Annotated in this window: 24 protein-coding genes and 1 pseudogene; 15 read left to right on the top strand and 10 right to left on the bottom strand. The window is 62.0% G+C overall.

The features are described from left to right. Positions 1 to 25: 25 nt before the first annotated feature. Positions 26 to 1,552, bottom strand: a complete 1,527-nt coding sequence (locus PQR40_RS23660) for an AMP nucleosidase (protein WP_408230991.1) — start codon at positions 1,550 to 1,552, stop codon at positions 26 to 28. A 200-nt stretch (positions 1,553 to 1,752) separates the two neighbouring features. Between PQR40_RS23660 and PQR40_RS23665 the strand changes: the two genes are divergently transcribed. From PQR40_RS23665 to PQR40_RS23695, 7 genes and pseudogenes are all read left to right on the top strand, one after another. Next, positions 1,753 to 2,148, top strand: a complete 396-nt coding sequence (locus PQR40_RS23665; protein ID WP_408230994.1) for a hypothetical protein — start codon at positions 1,753 to 1,755, stop codon at positions 2,146 to 2,148. Positions 2,149 to 2,445: 297 nt separating this feature from the next. Beyond that, positions 2,446 to 3,441, top strand: a complete 996-nt coding sequence (locus PQR40_RS23670) for a homoserine kinase (RefSeq protein WP_408509963.1) — start codon at positions 2,446 to 2,448, stop codon at positions 3,439 to 3,441. Then, entirely contained in the window at positions 3,432 to 4,238 is an 807-nt protein-coding gene (locus PQR40_RS23675; RefSeq protein ID WP_408509964.1) for a BPSS1780 family membrane protein, read from the top strand. The genes PQR40_RS23670 and PQR40_RS23675 overlap by 10 nt, the downstream gene beginning before the upstream one ends. Positions 4,239 to 4,333: 95 nt before the next feature. Then, on the top strand, positions 4,334 to 4,786 hold the full coding sequence (locus PQR40_RS23680) for a MarR family winged helix-turn-helix transcriptional regulator (protein WP_408339964.1): 453 nt from the start codon (positions 4,334 to 4,336) through the stop codon (positions 4,784 to 4,786). A gap of 173 nt (positions 4,787 to 4,959) precedes the next feature. After that, positions 4,960 to 5,379: an organic hydroperoxide resistance protein gene (locus tag PQR40_RS23685; protein WP_201077894.1), complete on the top strand. Its 420-nt coding sequence runs from the start codon at positions 4,960 to 4,962 to the stop codon at positions 5,377 to 5,379. Between the two features lie 268 nt (positions 5,380 to 5,647). Beyond that, positions 5,648 to 7,147 carry a cryptochrome/photolyase family protein gene (locus PQR40_RS23690; RefSeq protein WP_408509965.1) on the top strand — a complete coding sequence of 500 codons (1,500 nt, stop codon included), beginning with the start codon at positions 5,648 to 5,650 and terminating at the stop codon, positions 7,145 to 7,147. An 84-nt stretch (positions 7,148 to 7,231) separates the two neighbouring features. Further along, a pseudogene (locus tag PQR40_RS23695) lies at positions 7,232 to 7,321 on the top strand (tryptophan-rich sensory protein); the annotation flags it as partial. Between the two features lie 121 nt (positions 7,322 to 7,442). Here PQR40_RS23695 and PQR40_RS23700 read toward each other — a convergent pair. Together PQR40_RS23700 and PQR40_RS23705 are read right to left on the bottom strand one after the other, a co-directional pair. Then, on the bottom strand, positions 7,443 to 7,619 hold the full coding sequence (locus PQR40_RS23700; protein ID WP_120306126.1) for a DUF3563 family protein: 177 nt from the start codon (positions 7,617 to 7,619) through the stop codon (positions 7,443 to 7,445). 107 nt (positions 7,620 to 7,726) lie between these two features. Continuing rightward, positions 7,727 to 8,920 carry an extracellular catalytic domain type 1 short-chain-length polyhydroxyalkanoate depolymerase gene (locus tag PQR40_RS23705; RefSeq protein ID WP_408231009.1) on the bottom strand — a complete coding sequence of 398 codons (1,194 nt, stop codon included), beginning with the start codon at positions 8,918 to 8,920 and terminating at the stop codon, positions 7,727 to 7,729. A 357-nt stretch (positions 8,921 to 9,277) separates the two neighbouring features. Between PQR40_RS23705 and PQR40_RS23710 the strand changes: the two genes are divergently transcribed. The 4 genes from PQR40_RS23710 (at position 9,278) to PQR40_RS23725 (ending at position 12,314) form a co-directional block, all read left to right on the top strand. After that, positions 9,278 to 9,979 (top strand): phosphatase PAP2 family protein, encoded by a 702-nt coding sequence (locus PQR40_RS23710; RefSeq protein WP_408509966.1) that lies wholly within the window; start codon positions 9,278 to 9,280, stop codon positions 9,977 to 9,979. A 165-nt stretch (positions 9,980 to 10,144) separates the two neighbouring features. Next, complete coding sequence (gene modA, locus PQR40_RS23715; protein ID WP_408509967.1) at positions 10,145 to 10,918, top strand: molybdate ABC transporter substrate-binding protein; 774 nt, start codon at positions 10,145 to 10,147, stop codon at positions 10,916 to 10,918. Between the two features lie 18 nt (positions 10,919 to 10,936). Next, complete coding sequence (modB, locus tag PQR40_RS23720; RefSeq protein ID WP_408231018.1) at positions 10,937 to 11,611, top strand: molybdate ABC transporter permease subunit; 675 nt, start codon at positions 10,937 to 10,939, stop codon at positions 11,609 to 11,611. 1 nt (position 11,612) lies between these two features. Further along, positions 11,613 to 12,314 carry a sulfate/molybdate ABC transporter ATP-binding protein gene (locus tag PQR40_RS23725; protein WP_408339968.1) on the top strand — a complete coding sequence of 234 codons (702 nt, stop codon included), beginning with the start codon at positions 11,613 to 11,615 and terminating at the stop codon, positions 12,312 to 12,314. Positions 12,315 to 12,430: 116 nt separating this feature from the next. On the opposite strand, the gene modE is transcribed toward PQR40_RS23725, so the two are convergent. Both modE and PQR40_RS23735 read right to left on the bottom strand, forming a co-directional pair. Continuing rightward, the gene (gene modE / locus PQR40_RS23730) at positions 12,431 to 13,267 is read right to left on the bottom strand and encodes a molybdenum-dependent transcriptional regulator ModE (RefSeq protein ID WP_408231024.1); all 837 of its coding nucleotides are present in this window, start codon (positions 13,265 to 13,267) and stop codon (positions 12,431 to 12,433) included. 93 nt (positions 13,268 to 13,360) lie between these two features. After that, positions 13,361 to 13,744 carry a tautomerase family protein gene (locus PQR40_RS23735; protein ID WP_408231027.1) on the bottom strand — a complete coding sequence of 128 codons (384 nt, stop codon included), beginning with the start codon at positions 13,742 to 13,744 and terminating at the stop codon, positions 13,361 to 13,363. A gap of 100 nt (positions 13,745 to 13,844) precedes the next feature. On the opposite strand from PQR40_RS23735, the gene PQR40_RS23740 reads away from it, so the two are divergent. Further along, positions 13,845 to 14,696 carry a LysR family transcriptional regulator gene (locus tag PQR40_RS23740; protein ID WP_408509968.1) on the top strand — a complete coding sequence of 284 codons (852 nt, stop codon included), beginning with the start codon at positions 13,845 to 13,847 and terminating at the stop codon, positions 14,694 to 14,696. 99 nt (positions 14,697 to 14,795) lie between these two features. On the opposite strand, the gene PQR40_RS23745 is transcribed toward PQR40_RS23740, so the two are convergent. After that, positions 14,796 to 15,443: a hypothetical protein gene (locus PQR40_RS23745; protein WP_408339970.1), complete on the bottom strand. Its 648-nt coding sequence runs from the start codon at positions 15,441 to 15,443 to the stop codon at positions 14,796 to 14,798. A gap of 112 nt (positions 15,444 to 15,555) precedes the next feature. On the opposite strand from PQR40_RS23745, the gene PQR40_RS23750 reads away from it, so the two are divergent. Continuing rightward, the gene (locus PQR40_RS23750; RefSeq protein WP_408509969.1) at positions 15,556 to 15,993 is read left to right on the top strand and encodes an MbcA/ParS/Xre antitoxin family protein; all 438 of its coding nucleotides are present in this window, start codon (positions 15,556 to 15,558) and stop codon (positions 15,991 to 15,993) included. Next, positions 15,990 to 16,691: an RES family NAD+ phosphorylase gene (locus tag PQR40_RS23755; RefSeq protein ID WP_408339971.1), complete on the top strand. Its 702-nt coding sequence runs from the start codon at positions 15,990 to 15,992 to the stop codon at positions 16,689 to 16,691. Before PQR40_RS23750 ends, PQR40_RS23755 begins: the two co-directional genes overlap by 4 nt. A gap of 160 nt (positions 16,692 to 16,851) precedes the next feature. Here the strand turns inward: PQR40_RS23755 and PQR40_RS23760 are convergent, their stop codons facing one another. The 4 genes from PQR40_RS23760 to PQR40_RS23775 all read right to left on the bottom strand — a co-directional run bounded on the left by PQR40_RS23760 (position 16,852) and on the right by PQR40_RS23775 (position 21,517). Beyond that, positions 16,852 to 17,589, bottom strand: coding sequence for a metallophosphoesterase (locus PQR40_RS23760; RefSeq protein WP_408231042.1), 738 nt, complete (start codon positions 17,587 to 17,589; stop codon positions 16,852 to 16,854). Positions 17,590 to 17,737: 148 nt separating this feature from the next. Next, entirely contained in the window at positions 17,738 to 19,165 is a 1,428-nt protein-coding gene (locus PQR40_RS23765) for a c-type cytochrome (RefSeq protein WP_408340137.1), read from the bottom strand. 20 nt (positions 19,166 to 19,185) lie between these two features. Continuing rightward, positions 19,186 to 20,787, bottom strand: a complete 1,602-nt coding sequence (locus tag PQR40_RS23770; RefSeq protein WP_408509970.1) for a GMC family oxidoreductase — start codon at positions 20,785 to 20,787, stop codon at positions 19,186 to 19,188. A gap of 112 nt (positions 20,788 to 20,899) precedes the next feature. Beyond that, positions 20,900 to 21,517 carry a sugar dehydrogenase complex small subunit gene (locus tag PQR40_RS23775; protein WP_408509971.1) on the bottom strand — a complete coding sequence of 206 codons (618 nt, stop codon included), beginning with the start codon at positions 21,515 to 21,517 and terminating at the stop codon, positions 20,900 to 20,902. 363 nt (positions 21,518 to 21,880) lie between these two features. Here PQR40_RS23775 and PQR40_RS23780 point away from each other — a divergent pair, with 363 nt between their 5' ends. Further along, positions 21,881 to 22,543 (top strand): DUF1345 domain-containing protein, encoded by a 663-nt coding sequence (locus PQR40_RS23780; protein WP_408340133.1) that lies wholly within the window; start codon positions 21,881 to 21,883, stop codon positions 22,541 to 22,543. Positions 22,544 to 22,595 lie beyond the last annotated feature (52 nt).

The raw sequence follows: 22,595 nt of genomic DNA on the forward strand, positions 1-22,595 counted from the left end.
TTCCGCGAATACCAACGCATACCGCTCACTGAAACGCCACTTCCGCGAAACTCCGCAACTTACGGCTATGCAGACGATGCAGCCCGTTCATCCGCAACAGCTCCATTGCCTTCACGCCGATCTGCAGATGCTGATCGACCTGCGCGCGATAGAACTGATCCGCCATGCCGGGCAGCTTCAATTCGCCATGCAAAGGCTTGTCCGACACGCAAAGTAAGGTGCCGTAAGGCACGCGGAAACGGAATCCGTTCGCAGCGATCGTCGCACTTTCCATATCGAGTGCGACCGCGCGGCTTTGTGAAAGCCGCTGTACCGGCTCACGATGATCGCGCAACTCCCAGTTGCGGTTATCCACACTCGCCACCGTGCCCGTGCGCATCACGCGCTTCAATTCGACCCCATCCAGCTGCGTGACCTGCGCGACCGCGCGTTCCAACGCCACCTGCACTTCGGCCAGTGCAGGAATCGGCACCCACAGCGGCAAATCGTCGTCGAGTACGTGATCTTCGCGCACATAGCCGTGCGCCAGCACGTAGTCTCCCAAACGCTGCGTGTTACGCAGTCCCGCGCAGTGGCCCAGCATGATCCACGCATGCGGACGCAGCACGGCAATGTGATCGGTGATCGTCTTCGCGTTCGACGGCCCGACACCAATGTTGACCATCGTGATGCCGCTGCCGTCGGCACGCTTCAGGTGATACGCGGGCATCTGCGGCAAACGCGGCGGCGCCGTGCCTTCCTGCGCCTGCTCGCCGAGATTCTCGTTGTACGTGATCAGGTCACCCGGTTCGACGAACGACGTGTACTCGCTGCGATAGGCGCGCAGTTCTTCGTCGTCGGTATGGGCCATCATCGTGCGGCCGAGTTTGACGAACTCGTCGATATAGAACTGATAGTTCGTGTACAGCACGTAGTTCTGGCAATGCGTGGGCGAAGTCGCGGTGTAGTGCTTCAGCCGATGCAGCGAAAAATCCACCCGCGCCGCCGTGAACAGCGCAAGCGGATGCGGCTCTCCCGGCAGCGGTTCATAGGTGCCGTTGACGATGCGGTCGTCGAGCAACGCGAGGTCTGGCGTATCGAACACGTCGCGCATCAGGAACAGGCGCTCGCGATCCAGATCGCCTTCGAGGTGGATACCTTCAGCGAACGCAAAGTGAATCGGTATCGGCTGATCGGACACGCCAACTTCGATCTGCACGTGATGGTTTTTGGCCAGCAGACGCAACTGCTCACGATAGTAGTTGCCGAACAGATCCGGCCGCGTGACCGTGGTCTCGAACACGCCCGGACCCGCGACGAAACCATACGAGCGGCGCGAGTCGATATGCGTGTTGACTTCGGTGCGCACTCTGACGAACGGGTAGCAGGCGCGCACCCGGCTTTCGAACAGTTCGTTGCGGCGGTAGCGTGCGAAGGCGTCGCGCAGGAACGAGGTATTCGCTTCGTAGATCGCCGACAGACGCGTGACGGCCTCGGTGGCGTCGTCAAAGGATTCGGTTGGGAAGCTGTTGGCGGGAGTCTGCACCGCGCGTTGATTGGTATCGTTGTTCATCTTCATTCACCCCTATTCATGAGATGACATTACCACGGAACCCGTGATCACCAAATGACCTCGCGGCGCCTACCACAACTGCCGCAACAGCGGTCGCAAGATTGCGCGCACGTCGCGCGAAAGCGGCGCAAAATAAGGCGATCGCGCCCGTAGGCAAGGCTGGATTTGCTAGAATCGGGGCACCATATTGGAGAATCACCATGAAGCCGCTCCTTCCTGTCGCCGTTGCACTGGCCTTCGCCTTTGGCAACGCCGCGATGGCTGCCCAGCCTGTCGATGACACTCCGGCCGCCGGCGCCCCCCAATCCGCCAATGAACGGGCCGGCCTACCCGACCTGGAGAAGATCAATCGTCCGGCCGCCGAGGTCAGCTCGAAGGTCGAAATCAACGTCCCGCGCACGCCGAGCTTCCACGAGCGCAGCGCTAACGGCACCGAAATCACTGAATATCGCGACAAAGGCAAGCCCGTTGAAATCAACGTGCATTCGAATCTCGGCACGCGCTATCAGATGAGCGCGCCGCTCGACACGTCGCCTACCGTGCGCGACAACGGCCGTGCAAGCACGCGTTTGCCGTCCGTGAATCTGACTTATTGATGCATGCCGGGGCGGCGGCACGGCGTGAGCCGCTCCCCCGAATCCGCTCGGCCCGTGGTTGTCACCCCGGGCTTTCAGCCTGCTTGCCAATTTTTCTGCCCCGCCTGCAGCACGGCGATACCGCGTTGAATTGCCGCAGCGCTTCGCGGCCCTGACCGATGGCCGGACTGATGGCCAGAACCGGTGGCCAGGATCGCTGCCCAGATTGACCTTGATCGCACTGTCTGAAACGCATTTGCCACACCTCGCACTGGTCGCATCGCGCCAGCCCGACTAACCTGATCCGACGTTTCCCGCATGGCTGTCTTCACCGCTGTCACCGAACCCCAACTAGCAGAATGGATGCGTCATTACGATCTCGGCGACGTCGTCGAGTTTCGTGGCATCCCGTCCGGTATTGAGAACAGCAACTTCTTTCTGACGACGACGCGCGGCGAATACGTCCTCACGATTTTCGAAAAGCTGACGGCCGGGCAACTGCCGTTCTATCTCGATCTGATGCAGCATCTGGCCGCGCACCGCGTACCCGTGCCGGACCCCATGCCGCGCGAAGACGGCTCGCTGTTCGGCACGCTGCACGGCAAGCCCGCCGCTATCGTGACCAAGCTCGAGGGCGCGCCGGAGTTAGTGCCGCAAGTCGAACACTGCATTGAGGTCGGGCATATGCTCGCGCGCATGCATCTGGCGGGGCGCGATTACGCGCGCCATCAGCCCAATCTGCGCAGCCTGCCGTGGTGGAAGGAAACTGTACCGACCATCCTGCCGTTCCTCGAGGGCGCGCAGCGTGACTTGCTGTCGTCCGAATTGGCGCATCAGGAAGCTTTCTTCGCGTCGGCGGATTACGCCGAATTACCCGAGGGCCCCTGCCACGCCGACCTGTTCCGCGACAACGCGCTGTTCGCGCACGCCACGCCGGACACCGGCCACGAGGTGCGCCTGGGCGGCTTCTTCGACTTCTATTTCGCCGGCTGCGACAAGTGGCTGTTCGACGTCGCGGTAACGGTCAACGACTGGTGCGTCGACCTCGCCACCGGCAAGCTGGACGAAGTACGCACCGAGGCCATGTTGCGCGCCTACCAGACCGTGCGCCCGTTCACCGTCGAAGAAAACCGCCATTGGGGCGACATGTTGCGTGCGGGCGCTTACCGCTTCTGGGTCTCACGCCTGTATGATTTTCATTTGCCGCGCGCGGCCGAGTTACTCAAACCGCACGATCCCGGCCATTTCGAACGTATTCTGCGCGAACGCCTGTCCGGCGTTGCACTTCCAGGCATTCATACCTCATGCAACTGATCGAAGTCCCCGCGAAGACCGGCTATGTCTGGTTCCGGCAGGGTATCTGGCTGTTCCGCAAGAACCCGCTCGCGTTTCTGACGCTGTTCTTCACCTATCTGCTGGTCATGACGCTGATGTCGCAGATTCCGGTAATCGGCGGCGTGTTGCCGCTGGCCTTCATTCCGGGTGTCGCGGTCGGCTTCATGGCCGCGTGCCGTAACACCATCGCGGGCAAGCCGGTGTTCCCGACCATTCTGGTAGACGGCTTTCACTCGTACGGCCCCGTGGTCGCCAAACGTCTGCTGGTACTGGGCGTGCTGTATGTCGTCGCCATGGCGCTGGTGCTGGCCGGCTCGGCGCTCGCCGATGGCGGCATGCTGCTGAAGGTCATGCTCGGCGCCGCCACGATGGATCAGGACGCGATCGCCAACAGCAACATCCCGCTCGCGGTGATCGCCGCATTCGCGTTCTACATTCCGGTAGCAATGATTTTCTGGTTCTCGCCGATTCTCATCGCGTGGCACGACGTGCCGCCCGTTAAGGCGATATTCTTCAGTATCGTCAGTTGCTGGCGCAATCGCGGCGCGTTCATCGTGTTCGGCGCCTTGTGGTTCGCGGTGGCGACCACGGTCTCGTTCGGTTTGTCCGCGCTGATGCAGGCGCTGGGCGCGGGCGACTTCGCGTTCGCGATCCTGATGCCCGCCACGATGATCGTCACGACCATGCTGTATTGCTCATTCTACGCGACCTATCGCGGCTGCTTCGGCGTGCAAACACCCGAAGCACCGGACCTGCCGACCACGCCGGCGGCCTGAAAAACCCCTATCCGCACTCGTCAGCTTCCCTCGATTTGGGGCACAATGGTTTGCGCGCAATCGATTTGCACGCTCTTTTTTAGACGAGATGCATCATGACCCAGCGCCCCGCTTTGCCCTTTACTCTCGACGAGCAGCTCTGCTTCGCGCTCTATTCGACCTCGCTCGCGATGACGAAAGCGTACAAGCCGCTGCTCGACAAGCTCGAGCTCACCTATCCGCAATATCTTGCAATGCTGGTGCTCTGGGAAGCCGACGACATCACGGTCAAAGACCTCGCCGCACGACTGAATCTCGACTCGGCAACGGTCACACCGCTGCTCAAACGTCTCGAAGCGCAAGGCTACCTGGAACGGATACGCGGCGTTGAGGATGAGCGGCTCGTCTATATCCGGCTCACCAAAGCGGGCACCGCACTGAAGCGTCAGGCACGCGAAGTGCCGGCGGAAATCTTCTGCGCGACTCAGCAGACGCCGGAATTCCTGCTCCGTCTGCGCGACGATTTGACACGCTTGCGCACCACGTTGAACGATTACATGGACCACTAGCCGGCCTGTTTCAAAAAGCATGCTATCGCTGTGATGCAAAAAATCATTTGCACACAAATGATTTGTGTACTATCTTTATCACATGCCGCTTCGATAGCGCTCCGCCAGAACGGCGGGCAAGTAAGGTGCGGCAAGCATGCAGATCCTGATAACCGAAACGAAGGAGCAGCGAAATGAACATCCTCTACAAAGCAAGCGCAACCAGCACCGGCGGCCGCGACGGCCGTGCAGTATCGTCAGACAATGCGTTGGACGTGAAGCTGGCGGCCCCACGTGAACTGGGCGGCAACGGCGCAGCGGGCACGAACCCGGAACAACTTTTCGCAGCCGGCTACTCGGCATGTTTCCTGAGCGCGATGAAGTTCGTTGCCGGCCAGAAGAAGCAGACTTTGCCGGCTGACACGCAAGTCACGGCAGAAGTGGGAATCGGCCCGAACGACAACGGCGGTTTCGCGCTCGACATCGATCTGCGCGTTTCGTTGCCGGGTCTGGCCGCAGATGCAGCCAAGGAACTGGTCGACGCAGCGCATCAGGTCTGCCCGTACTCGAACGCTACGCGCAACAACGTCGCGGTGCGCCTGCAAGTGGCGTAAGCTGCGGCCTCACCGGCTAGCTGATGAATCGTCGACGCCGCGCGGCAAAACCGCGCCGCCCTGAACAGCGCCCGCACCCTGCAAACAGGGCGGGCGCTGCGCCGTTTTACGGACGCGGCACGCAATGTGCGATACCGAATCGTGCGATCACTTACCATCACCAGCCCTTCGAACACGCGCTCGGTTCAGTAATATCGTCGCCTGGCAGCTCATCATTGCGACGGTCGATGCTCCGCCGCACAGCCGTTCACCCTGACCCGCGATTCCGATGACACGCGTCCGACGCCTGAATGACACCTTCGACACCGGTCTGGTCTGGTTTCGCCGCGATCTGCGCAGCACGGACAACGCCGCGCTCTACTACGCGCTCAAGCATTGCGAGCGCGTCTGGTGCGTGTTCGTATTCGACACGACGATCCTGCAACCACTGATCGAGGTCTGGCAAACCCGTCATCCGGATGCGCAACCGCAGGACCGCCGCATCGAATTCATTCTTGCAACACTTGGTGAACTGGATCAGGCGCTCCGCGCGGATGGTGGCGGCCTGATCGTCCTGTACGGCAATCCAGCCGATCTTGTGCCCAAGCTCGCCAACGAACTCGGCGTGGATGCGGTTTTCACGAATCAAGATTACGAACCGATCGCGATTGAGCGTGACGAGACAGTGCGTGAGCTTCTTGCCGAAGCCGGACGTCAGTGGCGGACGTTTAAAGACCAGGTGATTTTCGAATGCGAAGAGGTGCTGACCGGACAGAGCAAACCGTTCACGGTGTTCACGCCATACAAGAACGCGTGGCTCAAGCAACTGACGGCCTTCGATCTGAAGCCGTATCCGGTCGAGACTTACGCCACGCATCTGGCCGTACTGCCGCCCAAGCTGGACCGCCAGTTACCGAGGCTCGATCAGCTCGGCTTCGCACCGAGCAATCTGACGGAGCTCAACTTGCCCACCGGCATGAGCGGCGCGCAACGTCTGCTCGACGACTTCATGACCCGCATCGATAGCTACAAGGACCGGCGCGACTTTCCCGCCGTCAAAGGCCCGAGCTATCTGTCGATGCATCTGCGCTTCGGTACTGTCTCGATCCGCACGCTCGCGCGGCTCGCGCACGAGATCTCACTGCAGCCCGACGGGCAAGGTTCGGCCACGTGGCTTTCGGAACTGATCTGGCGGGATTTTTACTTCATGATCCTCTCGCACCATCCGAGGCTGGCGGCCGGCGCGTCGTTCAAGGAAGAGTACGACCGGCTGCGCTGGGAGCAAGGCCCGGAAGCGGACGAGGCGTATGCCGCGTGGTGCGACGGCCGCACCGGCTATCCGCTGGTCGACGCCGCGATGCTGCAACTGAACCGCACCGGCTATATGCACAACCGCTTGCGGATGGTGACGGCGAGTTTTCTGGTGAAGGATTTGGGCGTCGACTGGCGGCTCGGCGAGCGCTACTTCGCCGAACAATTGAACGACTTCGATTTCTCGGCGAACAACGGCGGCTGGCAATGGGCGGCATCGACGGGATGTGACGCGCAACCGTATTTCAGGATTTTCAACCCGATCACGCAATCCGAAAAATTCGATGCCGAAGGACGGTTTATCAAGCGCTACCTGCCCCAGCTTGCAAAACTACCGGCCAAATGGATTCACGCGCCGTGGCTCGCGGGCACGGCACAGCTCGCGGAATTCGGCGTGGTATTGGGCAAGGATTATCCGGTGCCGATCATCGACCATGCTGAAGCACGGCAGCGCACACTGGCGCGTTTCGGCAAGTAAGCGTGCGCTCACACCGATTCGATCAAGAACGTCTGAAGGAGACTAACTGATAGATGTGATGGCCGGCGTCGCTGCATTGTCGCGATGACATTTGCATACTGGCGACGAGACCGCTGGGCAAGCGGACTACGGGTGCCCTATGTTGCCTGGGTGGAGTTCGCCGCGGTGTTGAATCCCGCGCTGTGGCAATTGAATCCGGCTGTCCAAGCGCTTCCAGCAACATGTGGGGCCGTGGGCGCCTCGCCCCAAACACCGGCGTTCTTCACTACGCGCCGATGCTTCAAACTCGCGCAGCTTAGTGCTGGCTCATCCACGACGGCTGGCGGGTGGTCGCCTCGCGATCCAGCTTGCGCATACGGAATTCCAGATCGTACAGATCGGTTGCTTCTGCGAGGAAAGCGTCAGCGCGTTCTTTCGCGAGTTGGTCGGGCGATTTGGTCAGAAACAGGAACAGGCGGCTAAGCAGATACATGGTCAACCTCGACAATGAGTTTAGGCACTAACGCCTAAGGGATAACCCGTATTATAGGGAAAACCCTAGTCTTACGCCAACACTCATTTCGAAGTGTTGCTCCAACATCACCGTGCGCCCGCCGAGGCTTCTGTGACAGTGCTTTCAGCGGTACTGCCGGCCCCAACACGGCGCTGGTGCCTGAAGAATTCCCACACCATGGCGCTTGCGTCTGGTCCTTTGGCGGAATGAAACGGCACGGCGTCGTCGCCACCGCTCCAGGCGTGCGCGAGCCCTTGCACACGGCATAGCCGTACCACGCGTCGACCGCCGCGCAGATAGTCGCGCATGACCACGCCACCTTTGCGCTCTTCCTTGACTTCACCGGATTTGCGCACGCCTTTCTCGTCGGCGATCCGGTTCAGGCGGAGAAATTGTTCCGCCAACTGGTCCGCATTGACCGGCGCGACCACATGGTCGGCGTCGCCGTGGAGAATGATGGCCGGCATACCGGGGTATTCCGCTACGTTAACGAGTTCGTCAACCAGCTCGGCCGGTTCGCGTCGCGCGCCGCGTCGCATTACATCCATCGCCGCAATGCCAGAGCGAGCCTCCCCGAAAGCGGGGCCGGAATGCAACGCGACCGCGGCAAAATGCTCCGGATAATTGACAGCCAGAAGCGCCGTCAGGCCGGCTCCGGCGGAAATTCCAGCAACATACACACGCTCGCTGTCGAAGCCATGCTGGGCAACCAGCGAATCCACCAGCGAGACGACCGCACGCGCCTCAGCACCGCCCGCACTGTCGCTGGCGTCGTACCAATGCCAACAGCGATGCGAATGCACGTGCTTCGACTGTTCCGGATAAACCACGGCAAAGCCGAACCGGTCCGCGAGCACGTTCATCCGCGTGCCTTCGGCGAATTCATCAATCGACTGGGTGCAACCGTGCAGCATCACTACCAGCGGCATCGACTCGCCTACATGGCCGGACGGGATATACAAACCATACTGAAGGTGGTTGACGAGCCGCCCGGGCGAGGCAGGTGCCGAGTGAAACGAGCGCGTCCACGAGCCACTTGCCCATGCCGAAGCACGTGGGCGAACCCGCGACTCCCGTGGGGCAGCGCGCGGCGCCTCGCGTTTCGCGGATGCGCGCAGCGCGGCTGCCGCTTTGACAGGACGGACCTTGGCCGAAGGCTTGCTGGTAGCAGCTCGTGCCGGCCGTGTGGTGGCGCGCTTGCTTGTGTGCGCTTGCTCGGTTTGAATGGCGAGCAGCCGCTTGAGACCGCGCAGCCAGATGTTCGATAGACTTTTTGCCATCGGCGGGTAACCTCGCAAAAAGGGACAGGTGTCGTTCGATAGAACGACGCTTTGTTGTGCAATGCACAATAACACCAATCCTCATGCGATGCTGGAGGCCCGAACCACTGCCGGGCGCCGAATTTTCCGCCGGGCGAACCTTGTAGCAGCACCAACGTCAAACCATTGCAAAGCTTGTTCGCCAGCCCACGCCTGTTCGCAAAAAGCCTGGCGCGTGGCGAATCCGGCCCGTAGCACCCGTCTATACTGGCGGGTAAATAATTTCAGTACACGCCCTGACCGCGTCGGCGTTTCATGCCGTTCGCGCGTTAACCCATTACCAACCCGATTCTACGCGGCCTTGGTCGCGCTTTTGCCATGCCCGATTTACCTGTCCATCTGTGGTACTCGATCACCAGCCTCGGCGGCGCCGGCATGACGCTGCCGCTTGCGATCGCCATCGCGCTTTGGCTCGCGATCGGCTACACGTGGCGCATGGCTGCCGGCTGGTTGCTGCTGCTTGGCGCGGCCATCGGCATTGTGACCGTGACCAAGCTGGCCTTCCTCGGCTGGGGCGTCGGTGTGCGCGAACTGGATTTCACCGGCGTCAGCGGTCACGCCATGCTGTCTACCGCCGTCTATCCGGTCGCGCTGTTCCTGATGCTGCTGCCGGCACGTCCTGCGATTCGTCTGCTTGGCGTCTTACTGGGCCTGGCCGCCGGCATCGCCGTCGGCTTATCGCGTGTCGTGCTGAGCGCTCACTCGCCCTCTGAGGCCGTCACCGGCTGCCTGGTCGGCGCGCTGGCTGCGCTGGTCTTCGTGCGCATGGCGTGGAATCTTGAGCCGGGCCGGTTGTCGGCGTTGCCCGTCACCGCAAGTCTGATGGTGCTCGCGATTCTGATGCACGGCGTACACGTGCCGACGCAACGCTGGGTCACGCATATCGCGCTGACCGTGTCCGGTCACGACCGGCCGTTCATCCGCGCCAAGTGGAAGGCCGTGCGTGACGTACGTCCCGCCACGGCGCCGCTGTCGCAGACGCTCAACACGCTGACCGCACCGCCTTCGTCGGACGTCTGAAGCACATTCAACTGATTGCCCGTCCAGCCGAAACCCGGTCCGCCGACTCACGCTCCGCTTTATGCGCGCAACTGAATAATCGTCATGGGTACCGCTATAACCTTTCATATATTACGATAGCGTTTTAACCCGCCGCTCCGGCCCATGCCGGACATCCAAGCCTTCATGACTCTGTCCCGCCGCCTTGTGAAACATGCGCTGTTCATCGCCAGCGCCATCTCCGTTGCCGTCAGCGGCAACGCACGCGCAGACGAACTGGTGGTCTCCGCCGCCGCCAGCCTGACCAACGCCTTCAAAGCGGTTAGCGAGGCCTTCGAACAGCAGCATCCCGGCACCAAAGTGCTACTGAACTTCGGCGCATCCGACGTGTTGATGCAGCAAATCGCCAAAGGCGCGCCAGCCGACGTATTCGCCTCCGCAGATCAGAAAGCGATGGACAAGGCCGCCGCGGAAAAAGTAATCGTTCCGGCCACGCGCAAGGACTTCGCCGCCAATTCGCTGGTGCTGATCGTACCGACTGACAGCCATTTCGCGCCTGCCTCGCTGAACGATCTGGCGTCGGCGAATGTGAAGCGCGTGGCTTACGGTGATCCGGCTTCGGTGCCGATCGGCCGCTATGCGCAAGGCGCGCTGCAAGCCGCAGGCGTGTGGGACGCGGTCAGCGCAAAGGCCGTGCTGGCGTCAAACGTACGCCAGAGCCTGGACTACGTGTCGCGGGGCGAAGTCGACGCCGGCTTCGTGTTCAGCACCGACGCCGCGGTCATGCCGGACAAGGTCAAGGTCGCGATGAACGTGCCGACGCAAACGCCGATCACCTATCCGATCGCGCAAGTCGAAGGCAGCCGTCACGCGGCCGACGCGCAGGCCTTCATGAACTTCGTGCTCTCGCCGGCCGGCCAGGCCGTGCTCGCGAAGTACGGTTTCAAGCCCGTGCATTAACTTAGGTATCGCACGCTCATGCAACAGGCCTGGATTCCGCTCTTGTTGTCGCTGAAAGTGGCGGGCTGGGCCACCGCGCTCAATCTGGTGTTCGGCGTCGCGGCCGGTTTCGGTTTGTCGCGCTGGCGCTCAGGCGCGCGCGACGTGATCGATTCGCTGCTCATGTTGCCACTCGTGATGCCGCCCACCGTGCTCGGCTACTACCTGCTCGTGCTGCTCGGCCGACGCGGCGTGATCGGCGGCTGGCTCGACCGCTTCGATATCCAGCTGGTGTTCACCTGGCAGGGCGCGGTGATCGCGTCGACAGTGGTGGCGTTTCCGCTCGTGCTGAAGTCGGCGCGCGCCGCTTTCGAAGCCGTCGATCCGCAGCTCGAGCGGGCCGCTCGCACGCTCGGTGTGAGCGAGACGGCTATCTTCTTTCGCGTGACGCTGCCGCTCGCCGCGCGCGGCATTCTCGCCGGCGGTCTGTTGGCATTTGCGCGGGCGCTCGGCGAATTCGGTGCGACGCTGATGATCGCGGGCAACTTGCCGGGACGCACGCAGACGCTTTCGGTTGCGGTCTATTCAGCCGTGCAAGCCGGCGACGACAGCACCGCCAATTTCCTCGTGCTCGTCACTTCGGTGACGTGTGTCGTGATCCTGTTGCTCGCTGGCCGTCTGGTGCCGCAGCACACGCTTTTGACGTCCCGCTGATATGCCGCTCGCCGTCGACATTCGCAAGACTTTCGAGAGCGCCGAGCGCCGTTTCACGCTCGACGTCTCATTCAAGGCGACCACGCAGCGTCTCGTGCTGTTCGGGCCGTCCGGCGCGGGAAAGAGTTTGACGCTACAGGCCATCGCCGGCTTGCTGCGTCCCGACGAAGGCGCGATCACGTTGCACGGCAACGCGCTATTCGACAGCGCGCGCGGCATCGATCAGAAACCGCAGGCTCGCAAGATTGCGTATCTGTTTCAGGACTACGCGCTGTTTCCCCATCTGAACGTACGGCAGAACATCGGCTTCGGGTTGCAACAGGGTTGGCTCAATCCGCGCGCGCGGATCTCGCACCCGCAAGTCGACTACTGGCTCGATGCGCTCGAATTGAAAAGCGTGGCGGGGAATCATCCGGTGCAGCTTTCGGGTGGACAGAAACAGCGCGTGGCGCTGGCGCGAGCGCTGGTTGCGCAACCCCAGTTGCTGTTGCTCGACGAACCATTTTCCGCGCTCGATAGCGCACTGCGTCAGCGCATGCGACGCGAGCTGTCGGATCTGCAAACGCGGCTTGATATTCCGATGGTGTTGATCACGCACGATCCCGACGATGTCGCCGCGTTCGGCGATCAGGTCGTGCAGGTCAGCGATGGTTGTGTGCGCGAGAATCAGGCGTTTGCGGGTTACGTGCGCAGCGAGTCTTGACTCAAGCGCGCACCGTCAGAGCCTGAGGGTCTGCAAATCCCCAAGTGCTCTGTGCCCTGGAGCCTCAAAACCCTGGCGGCCCCCACGCCGTCCGAGCCCGGGGAACGTCAGTGCATTTAGTCCTTCACACCGAGAATCACGCTCGACGCCTTGAATACCGCGACTGCGGTCCCGCCTTCCACAAGGCCGAGCGTATCGACGCTTTCATTCGTGACGACCGCGGTAATCACCGCGCCGCCGTCCAGCACCAACGACACCTCCGCGTTGACCGCCCCGCGCTTCACGCTCTGCACGATGCCACGCAACTGATTGCGTGCGGACAGTTTCAACGGCGCACCGTTTTCGTTCTCCACGACCAGCACCACCCACGACGCCTTGATCAACGCGAACGCCGCCTCGCCCTTCGCAAGCCCCAGCGTCTCGGTACTTTCATGCGTGAGCACCGCGACGATCGTATGGCCGCCTGGCAGCGCCAGCGACACTTCGTCGTTGACCGTTCCGCGCGTGATCGCCGACACCGTTCCATAAAGCTGATTACGCGCACTCGTTTTCATGCCGATGCGGCCGATCAGATCCCAATCCGTCGCAAAGCCTTCGATCGCTGCGCCCGCGCGTTCGAGAAACCGCCGATGCTCGCGCTCGACCGCCCGAAACGTATCGATCAGCTTCACCGCGCGCGGTGTGAGCGTCGTGCCGCCCCCGCCTTTGCCGCCGGTCAGGCGCACGACGAGCGGCTCGCCGGCAAGGTTGTTCATCGTATCGACAGCATCCCACGCGCCTTTGTAGCTCATGCCGACGGCTTTCGCCGCGCTGGTGATCGAACCGGTCTCGCCGATCGCCGCGAGCAGCGCGATCCGCGACGCGCCGCCAAGCGTTTGCGCGCCCGCCTGAAACCAGACGGAGCCGCCAATTTCAAGGGCTTCGTGGGACGGATCGATGCGGTCGGATGTCATGGCGGCAGGGGGCTCGGTGGGTCAGAAAAGGACAGCGAACCATTATAGCGATGCAACTGTCTTTACCCGCCGCCCAGCGCATAGGTCGGTCACTCAAACCGCGTACTGTGCGATCCCATTTCCAAACGACCAGTTCTCCTTCAGCACCTCGACGAGATTGATGAACACATCCTCTCGCCGCAGCCCCGGCGACTCCGCCAGTTCATCCGCCATGCGCTTGTACAGCGCCTTCTTTTGCTCGAGCGTACGCGTGTTGCTCACCGTGATCTGAATCACCACGAAATCGTCGCTTCGCTCGATGTTCAGATACTGCCTGTCGTAAACAAAATTGCCGGCCTCATGCTCGGTGATGAGCATGAAGATATCGTCTTTCGGCACATTGAACGTGTCGACCAGCGAACGCTGAATGCTGTCCGTCAGCGCCTTCCGGTATTCCGCCGGCTTGCCGGCGCGCAATGCGATTCGTGTGAGCGGCATGGTGAAACTCCTTGGTTGCAGTGATTGGGTAAACACAGCTTAGGCACACTCGGTCATAATGAACAGACATCATTGACTATTTCATCTATATTCATCCGAAATGAAAGTCCTCGATCTCGATGCCGTACGTGCCTTCGTGCTGGTTGCCGATCTGCACAGCTTCACGCGAGCCGCCGACGCGCTCGACACCACGCAATCCGCCGTCAGTCTGAAGCTCAAGCGACTGGAGGCGCATCTGGGCAAGCAGTTAGTGGAGCGTACGCCGCGCGTCGTGCGCCTTTCCGCGGACGGCAACGCGTTCCTTGGCGCGGCCCGCGATCTGCTGGGCGCACATGAGCGGGCGCTGGGTTCGCTGTCGGTGGAGCGTCGGCGGCTCACGCTGGGGCTGAGCGAACATGTCGCGGGAGCGAATTTGCCGCAGTTGCTTGCGCGGCTCAACGCGCACGATCCGGGTCTGGTGGTCGAATTGCATTTGGGCATGTCCGCAGCACTGCTCGCGCATTTCGACGAACGACGCCTCGACGCTGTGATTGTTCGCTATGGTGCCGATGAGCCGCCGCGTGACGACGCACAGGTGCTGTTCAGCGAACCGCTTGGCTGGCTTGCTACACCGGACTGGCTGCCGCGCGTCGGCGAGCCGTTGGCGCTCGCGCTGCTAAGCCCGCCGTGCAATGTGCGCGACGTCGCGCTGCAAACGCTGAATGCAGTTGGAGTTGCATGGCAGGAAGTGTTCGTCGGCGGAGGAGTGGCGGCGGTGGGCGCCGCGGTTGCAGCCGGCCTGGCGGTGTCGCCGCTGGGGCGCAGAGTCGCACCGCGAGGGTTGGTCGATGTCGGCGCGCGGCTGGGTTTGCCGCCGCTGCCGGAATCACGCGTGACCTTGCATTCACGGGTGAGGGATAAGCGATCAATGGAAACGTTGCGGTTGGTAACGAACGGGCTGGCAAGCGCCTGAGGCGTTCGACGATTCATCGCATTGACGCGTGCTCGGCCGCGCTGCCCCGGGTCCGTCGAGCGCCAGGGCAAAACGCGAACGCACCGCCTGAACCGGATCTCAGTGGAGGATCGGCGGCAACGAGCCGCTGCTGGCGGTAGCAGGATTTGCGGTTGGGCCCGCGGGACTCGCCGTCACGTTTGCCTCTCTGGCAGGCGCGTTCGTATGGGCTACAGCAGGCTTGGCCGCGCCGGCGGGCGCGTTCGTGTGGACCACGGCGGGCTTGGCCGCGCTGGTTTTCGCCGCTACCTTGACCACGTGGGCATGCGCTGCATGGCCTTGAACCAGGTTGGCGCGCATGATCCTGCCTTGACCCGATTTCGCCTGCGCAACCTGTGCGTGCGGCTTTTTACCCTGCACCACCACGGCAGCCTTCGACTTAGGCTTGCCCGCACCCGTGACCACGCCCCGGTGGGCAACGTTTTTAGCCGTGACCTTCTTCACGCTGTCATGCGCTGCCGGCTTGACGCCACGCTTCGACGCCGACGCGACCCGCTGCGCACCATGCTGACCGTTCGCCGCGTGCTTCGAACCCGCCTTTGCGCCAGCGGCGGACTTGACCTTGGGGGCACCCGCCGTTTTCCTGGCGTGCTTCGCCGTATGCCCAGCCGACTCGGGCGGATTCCACACTTCCGTATAACCAGCAGCCATTGCCGCACCGGACACACACCACACTGCAACTGCTGTTGCTACTGCTCGAACCCACATCTCCTGCTTCTCCTGATCTTCGGCTTTGTAAGGAGCCGGGATTATATTCCCTTGCAAAAATCCATTTTTAGACTAATATCAACAACAAGTACACATAAGGACTTATCCATTCATGGCTCACGCTGCCCGCGCCACCCAGCCCGAACCGCCGATCCGTCGGCCGATTCCGGAACCCTCGCTTACGGAGATGTCAGCGGCAGGCCTGCGCGCGTTCTTCAACATTGCGCGAGACTGGAACTTGAGCGCCGAAGAGCAGATCGTGTTGCTCGGCTCCCCGGGCCGCTCCACCTATTTCAAATGGAAATCCGCACCGGCAACAGCCCGTCTGGGGCGCGACACGCTGGAACGCCTGTCGCTGCTGCTCGGCATCTATAAGGCGCTGCAGATCCTGCTGCCACAACCCAACGCCGCCGACACCTGGATCAAGCGCCCCAACAGCGCACCGCCGTTCGGCGGCCGCCGCGCACTGGACCGCATGCTGGCCGGCAATATCAGCGACCTCGTGGCGGTACGCCAGTATCTCGACGCGATGCGAGGCGGCTGGGCGTGACAGAACCGCATTGGCAGCACCGCTGGCGCAGCGCGCCGCTCGACTGGTCGCCCGCGTATCGCGTGATTCCGACGCGTTTTCCGGCCGTCAATCTGTTCGACCGGGTTGCATCGCCGGAAGATTTCGACGCCCTGTACGCGCTCGAAGCGATGACCAATGACCGCCTGCGCACCGAAGTCGGCGAACTTGATCTCGTGCCGCGCGAAGAGCGCCGCTTTGGTCAGGGCTTTGGGCCGATCATGGCCGCGTTGACGCACCTGAATCCGCTCGGCAGCCGCTTCTCCGACGGCACGTATGGCGTGTTCTATTGCGCCCGCTCTCGTGCCACTGCGATCGCGGAGACGCGTTATCACACGGGGAAATTTCTGGAGGCGACCGCCGAACCGCCCATGCGGCAACAGATGCGGCTCTACACGGTCGTGGCACAAGGCAACGTGGTCGATATCCGCGCCGACGTATCGCTCGATCTCGCCGTGTTGTCGCCCGACGACTATGTCGCGGGGCAATCGCTCGGCCGTGCCGTGCACAAGGCCGGTGCGCCCGGCATCGTGTATCCATCGGTGCGGGATGACGAAGGCGAGTGCCTCGCGGCGTTCAAAACCACGCTGCTACGCGACTGCCATCACGCGGCGTATCTGGAATACAACTGGAATGGGAAGAGCATCGATATGGTGTTCGAGCTCAACCAGGTCGGCTAGGAAATCGCGAGAGCATAGAACGCAGAGCAGGCGTCTGAGCGTCTGAGCGTCTGAGCGTCTGAGCGTCTGAGCGTCTGAGCGTCTGAGCGTCTATAACGATTGTCGAGCTGAATTAGCCATGGCAATCGCGACAGCCGAAAGAATCCGGCAGTCGAAACCATCAAGGCAGCGCCAACGCCGCCGCCCCGCTCTCCCGCGCCGCCTCAACCGAGATCGACCAGCGCCGCAACGCCTGAGGCTCCACGATCGTCAACTTGCCGCCGGGCCCAAACGCGCCGGTGTCGATGAAAATCTGCGAGCCGATCTGCTGGATTTCGCGCATCGGCGTATGACCGCAATAGGTCAGTGAAAGGCCGTGCTGCCGCAGCGGATCGCCATTGCCCAAAGCCAGATCGCGTCCCCACAACAATTGTTGACGCGTTTCAGCAGAAAAATTGCCGGCATCGAGTTCGGCGTCAGTCCCGAAGAATTCGGCATGCAGAATATTAAAGCGCTCCTTGCCGCTGCCGACCACACGCACGAGCGGCAGCGTCCGCAGATGTCCGGCGTGGTGTTGCAAGCGTTCATCAGACAAATTCGCCGCCCATATCCCGCCGATTCCGTACCACCACTGGCGTCGCAAGCGCCCATCGGCGACGGCGCACAAGGTGTCTTCGTGATTACCCAGCACCGCGTGAAACCACGGCTTGTCGAGCAGGGTTAAAGCCTGTTCGGAATGTTCGCCGCGGTCCACCAGATCGCCGACCGAGAAGAGCCGGTCGCGCGCAGGGTCGAACGCGATCTCGCGCAGCAGATAGCGCAATGCATCGACACAGCCATGCAAATCGCCGACGACAAAGTCGCGGCCGCTCCTATTGGCCGAATGATGCTGGACAGAGTTGACGAGTACGGAAGCCATTCGCTCATGATAGTTCGGCATCCACAAGTGCGTATGCGCGCTGCCTATCTTTTCCTGCCGTCCCGTGTCGCTCGAATGGCGTAGAAACGACGCGAAAACGGCGCGTCTCCGGCAGGATTTGCCGAAAAACGCGCCGTCCGCGCAGTCACTATTGCTGCGTGCGCAGCTTGGCGACCTGATCCACCGTCACGGTGGACTGCGGATTACCGAACTGTTTGGTCACATAGTTGGTGATGGCGGCCACCTGATCGTCGGTGAGCTGGGTGCCGAACGCGGGCATCAACACGTCAGCCTGTTTCGTCGTACGACTGACGCCGTGCAAAATCACCATTGCCAGATTATTGGCGTCGCTCGCACCGACCGCCGAGTTGTGTATCAGCGACGGATACGCCCCAGGCGCGCTTGCACCCACGCCCTGACCCGTCCAGTTATGGCACGTCGCACAATTGGCGATAAACAGTTGCGCACCATTCACCGCGTTGATCGTGGTGCCGCGCAAAGCGGTGACGTCGTCGACGGCCGGTTTGCCCCACTGGTCGCGCGGACGCGATTCGCCGCCGTTGATCGGCGGCACCGAGCGCAGATATGTGACGATCGACCCGACGTCCTCGTGCGTCAGATATTGCGTGCTGTCGGCTACGACCTCGGCCATTGGGCCCGCCGCATTGGCGCGGCCCGGCGCCGCGCCGGTCGACAGATACGCCACCAGTTCGTCATCGCTCCAGTTGCCCACGCCGCTGTTCTTGTCCGGCGTGATGTTGTACGCGTGCCAGCCGGCCTGTACCGCGCCAGAGAAGCGTGAACTCGTCTTCAGGCCCTGTGTGAAATTGCGCGGCGTATGACACTCCTCGCAATGCGCGAGACCTTGGACCAGATACGCGCCGCGATTCCATTCGGCACTTTGTTTCGGGTCGGGGACGAAACGGCCTTCATCGAAATTGAACAGATTCCAGAACACCATCAGCCAGCGCTGGTTGAACGGAAATTTCAGGCTATTGCTCGGCGGCGCGTAGTGGATCGGCGTGAGCGTGTTCAGATACGCGCGAATCGCCAGCACGTCCTGATCGGTGACTTTGGTGTATTCCGCGTACGGGAAAGCCGGATAGAGCCGCTCGCCGCTCTTGCCGATGCCTTCATGCATCGCGCGCAGAAAATCGGCGTCGCTCCATTGGCCGATGCCAGTGTCCGGGTCAGGTGTGATGTTCGGCGTCACGATCGTGCCGAACGGCGTGTTGATCGGCAGGCCGCCTGCGAACGGGCGTGCTTTGTCCGCTGTGTGACAGGCGACACAGTCGCCGGCACGAGCGAGGTATTCACCGCGCTTCACGAGATCGCTGCCGGCAACCACCGCCGGCGTTGCCACCGCGACGGCCGGTTGCGAGGCGTCATCCGCGCGGGCCTGCGTGATCGGCAACTCGTCGTTGTGGCGCGCGCCAGGCCCATGCGCTTCGTGCCAGGCGACATATAGCGCAAACAGCGAAAAAACGGCAGCCAGCGTCGCCACCCGGAAACGGCGGCGACGCGTGCTCTGGACCAGCGCATCGGTCGGCTGCACGCGAGAGGTGTTCTTCGTCATTGTGACTCTCCGTTCAGGGCTCAGATTTCACGCTTGAGCTTGTCGGCCAGTTTCAGCGACAAGGCCGCGATCGTCAGCGTGCAATTCACGGAGGCAGCGGTCGGCATCACACCGCTGCTGGCGATAAACAGATTCGAGTGATCGTGCGTGCGGCAGTCCGCGTCGACGACCGAATCCCCCGGATCGCTGCCCATGATCGTGGTACCCATGATGTGATTGTTCGGCGCGAAAGTATCGTCGAACGAGACCTCGGCGCCGCCGAACAGCGAGGCGATCTGCGCATACAGTTCATGCGTGTTCACCGCGCTCTTCTTCACATAGTCGTTGATCGAGTAGTAGATCTCGGGCTGCGGAATGCCGAGCGCATCCTTGTGATCCGCCGAGGGCACCACACGGTTCTGCGGCTCCGCGAGATGCTCGTGAAAGCTGTTGATGTTCAGCGTGCGCGACGCGCGGTCGCGGATCTGCCGGTCGAGCTCGGCGCCGGTGAGGCCTTTTTTCAGCAGGTCGGCGGCCACGCCCATGGTCGGCACACCATTCGACAGATGCAGCTTTTTCGCCGCGTAATCGGAGCGGAACGCGCCGTCACGGAAGTTGACGATCGAGGTCATTTCCATCGGCCCACGTCCGGGCCACAGTGGTTCGTTGGCAAGGAAGGTGACGCCCGTGCCCGGATGGTCCATCAGGTTACGGCCCACCTGGTCGGAGCTGTTGCCGATGCCGTGCGGGAATTTGTCAGTGGTCGACATCAGCATCAGCTTCGGCGTTTCGATGCCGTTCGCGGCGAGCACGAACAGCTTGCCGGTCACGCGTGTGCTGTTGCCGTTCGGATCCTTGTAATGGACTGCCGTGATGAGCCCTTTGTTGTCCGCTTCGACGCGGTACACGACCGCCTCGGGAATCAGCTTTGCGCCGGCCTGCTCGGCCTTCTCCGCGTGCACCACGCCGTTGTACATCGCGGCAATCGGGCAGATCGGCATGCAGTTGTTGTTGCCGCAACAGGTGGGCCGCGCATCGTACGGACGACTGTTGCGCGCCACCGGTTCGGGCACCACCTTGAAGCCTTGTGCGTTGAGCACGTCGCTAAAGCGCTGATCCATGTACGACAGCGGCAACGCGCTCATCGGGTACGGCCTGGAGCGCGGCGAACCGAGATCGATCGTGTTGTCCGGACCGGAAACGCCCAACTGCACTTCAGCCGCTGAATACCAGGGTTCCAGCGTTTCATACGGATAAGGCCAATCACGTCCCACGCCATACAGCTTGTGCAACTGGAAGTCCGACGGCAACAGCCGCCACGCGGCGGCGGCCCAGTGCCACGTCGTGCCGCCGACCAGCCTCACATACTGTGAGTTGTACGGATAGTCGCCCTTCTGGATCAGGTAATTGTTAGCGGGTGCGTACTCGGGATGCGGCGCATAAGGTGTGGACGGATAGGGCGTCGCGAAGTCGGACTTGGCCGGTGAATTGCGGAAGTTCTCGACGATCTGCCAGCGAGGAATGCGCGGCCCGGCTTCAAGCAGAATCACCGACGCGCCGGCCAGTGCCATCTGATGCGCGACCAGCCCACCTGCCACGCCCGACCCGACCACGACGATGTCGGCGGAATTTGAGTTTGCCATTGTTGCCCTCTTATGCTGGCTTGTCGTTGCTCGCTGGTTTCGCGTGCCGGCGTTTCGTCGAACGACTCAATCAGACGATACGGCGACAGGGCACGCGCGAGAGGCACGTCGCTCAGGCGGCTACCGGCTTCTGCGTCCAGTAGAACGGCACGTCGCGGCAATAGGATGGAATCGTCAGCACGTCCTTGACCGGCTCGAACATCAGCGCTTTTTCATAAGCGACCACGTCTACATGCGGCATGTCACCCACGAGACCGAGATACCACGCCCGCATGATCGCGCTCACAGATTTCGCGAGCGCCGGCTGGTCGGCCTGCAATGCCTGCGTGACGGTATCGGACGGCACGCCGCCATGGCCTTGCAGCCATGTGTTGAGCGCGGCGACGTTCTGGGAGAACTGGCTGTCGGATTTGGCGAGCGCGTCATAGACACGTTTGCCGAGTACGGCGTCGAAGCCGGTGTGGCCGGTGAGACGCTGCGAGAGCGCAAGGAAGGCATCGAGTCCGCCGCCTGTGGGCGTATCCGCGAACGCCGGGGCGATCCACGAGAGCGAGCGGCCGGCGCCGGCAAACGCGAGCGCGACAGCAGTGGCGCATGCGCCCAGCACCCATACCCTACGCGAGGCTGAGAACGAAAACGAAGGTGACTGCGAAGACGAAGTTGGCGACGCAAACCCGGTCGAATGCGTCACTTCGTGGTGCGCATCTTTTTTCTCAGGAACATCTGTCATGGGGGCTCCAGATGGTGAGTCGATCGTGAGTCATGCTCAACGGGCAACGCGGCCGTGGCGTGATGCCCGCGCGTTGCGTCGATTTCTCTACCCCAAAACCTGGTCTAGCGCCGCTTAAGCGATCTTGTGTGGCCGCGCGATGCCGACGCGAGCCGCATTATGGTGTGCTGATGACAGCCTTGTGCAACAGCTTCACTGCGCGGCGCGCACGGTGAAAACGTGCCGCCTGCCAATCGCCTTTCAACTGAAAGCGACGCGCAAGGCCGTTGCGAAAGACTATAGCCTGTGATTCACCCATTCGACAAATGGTGTCCGAAGCGCGAGTAGAATCCGCGACACAGACAGCCCTCCACTCCTGATCCCATGCTCACAAAATATTATCCGCAGGTTCTTCGCAATCGACCCCGCATGCTGATCGGCCTCGCCATCGGCCTCGTGGCCGCGCTGACTGTACCTGAGCACACGCGTCCAATGGTGCGCGTGCTGGCCGGTTGGGACGCAGCCGTATGGAGCTACCTCGTGCTGATCTGGGTGCATATGGCCGCTGCCGACGAAAACCGCGTCCGGGAATTCGCGCGGCGCGACGATGAAAATGCGGGCATCGTCCTGCTGGTGATCTGCGTCGCGACGATCGCCAGCATTGCCGCGATCGTGCTTGAACTGGCCTCGGCGAAGGGCACGGCCGGCAGTTCGACTGCCTGGCACTACCTGTTGACCGGCTTGACGATGTTCGGCGCATGGTTCCTGATTCCGACCATTTTCACCATGCACTACGCACGGCTTTACTACGATCCCGATACGACGGAGACCGCGCTGCTGTTTCCCGACCGCAAGCTCGATCCGAACTACTGGGACTTCATGTATTTCTCGTTCACGATTGCCGTGGCCTCGCAAACCTCGGACGTGGTGCTGCGCTCCCGCACGATTCGCCGGGCGGCGCTCGCGCAATCGATTCTGTCGTTCTACTTCAACGTCGCCGTGCTCGGCTTGTGCGTAAACATCGCAGCGGGCCTGGTCGGCTCCTGACCCGCCGTCCTTCAATAAAAGTTCTTTTCCCTCACAACACTTGCCCCGCCGG

It is taken from the genome of Paraburkholderia sediminicola (assembly GCF_046026855.1).
Classification (GTDB): domain Bacteria; phylum Pseudomonadota; class Gammaproteobacteria; order Burkholderiales; family Burkholderiaceae; genus Paraburkholderia; species Paraburkholderia sediminicola_A.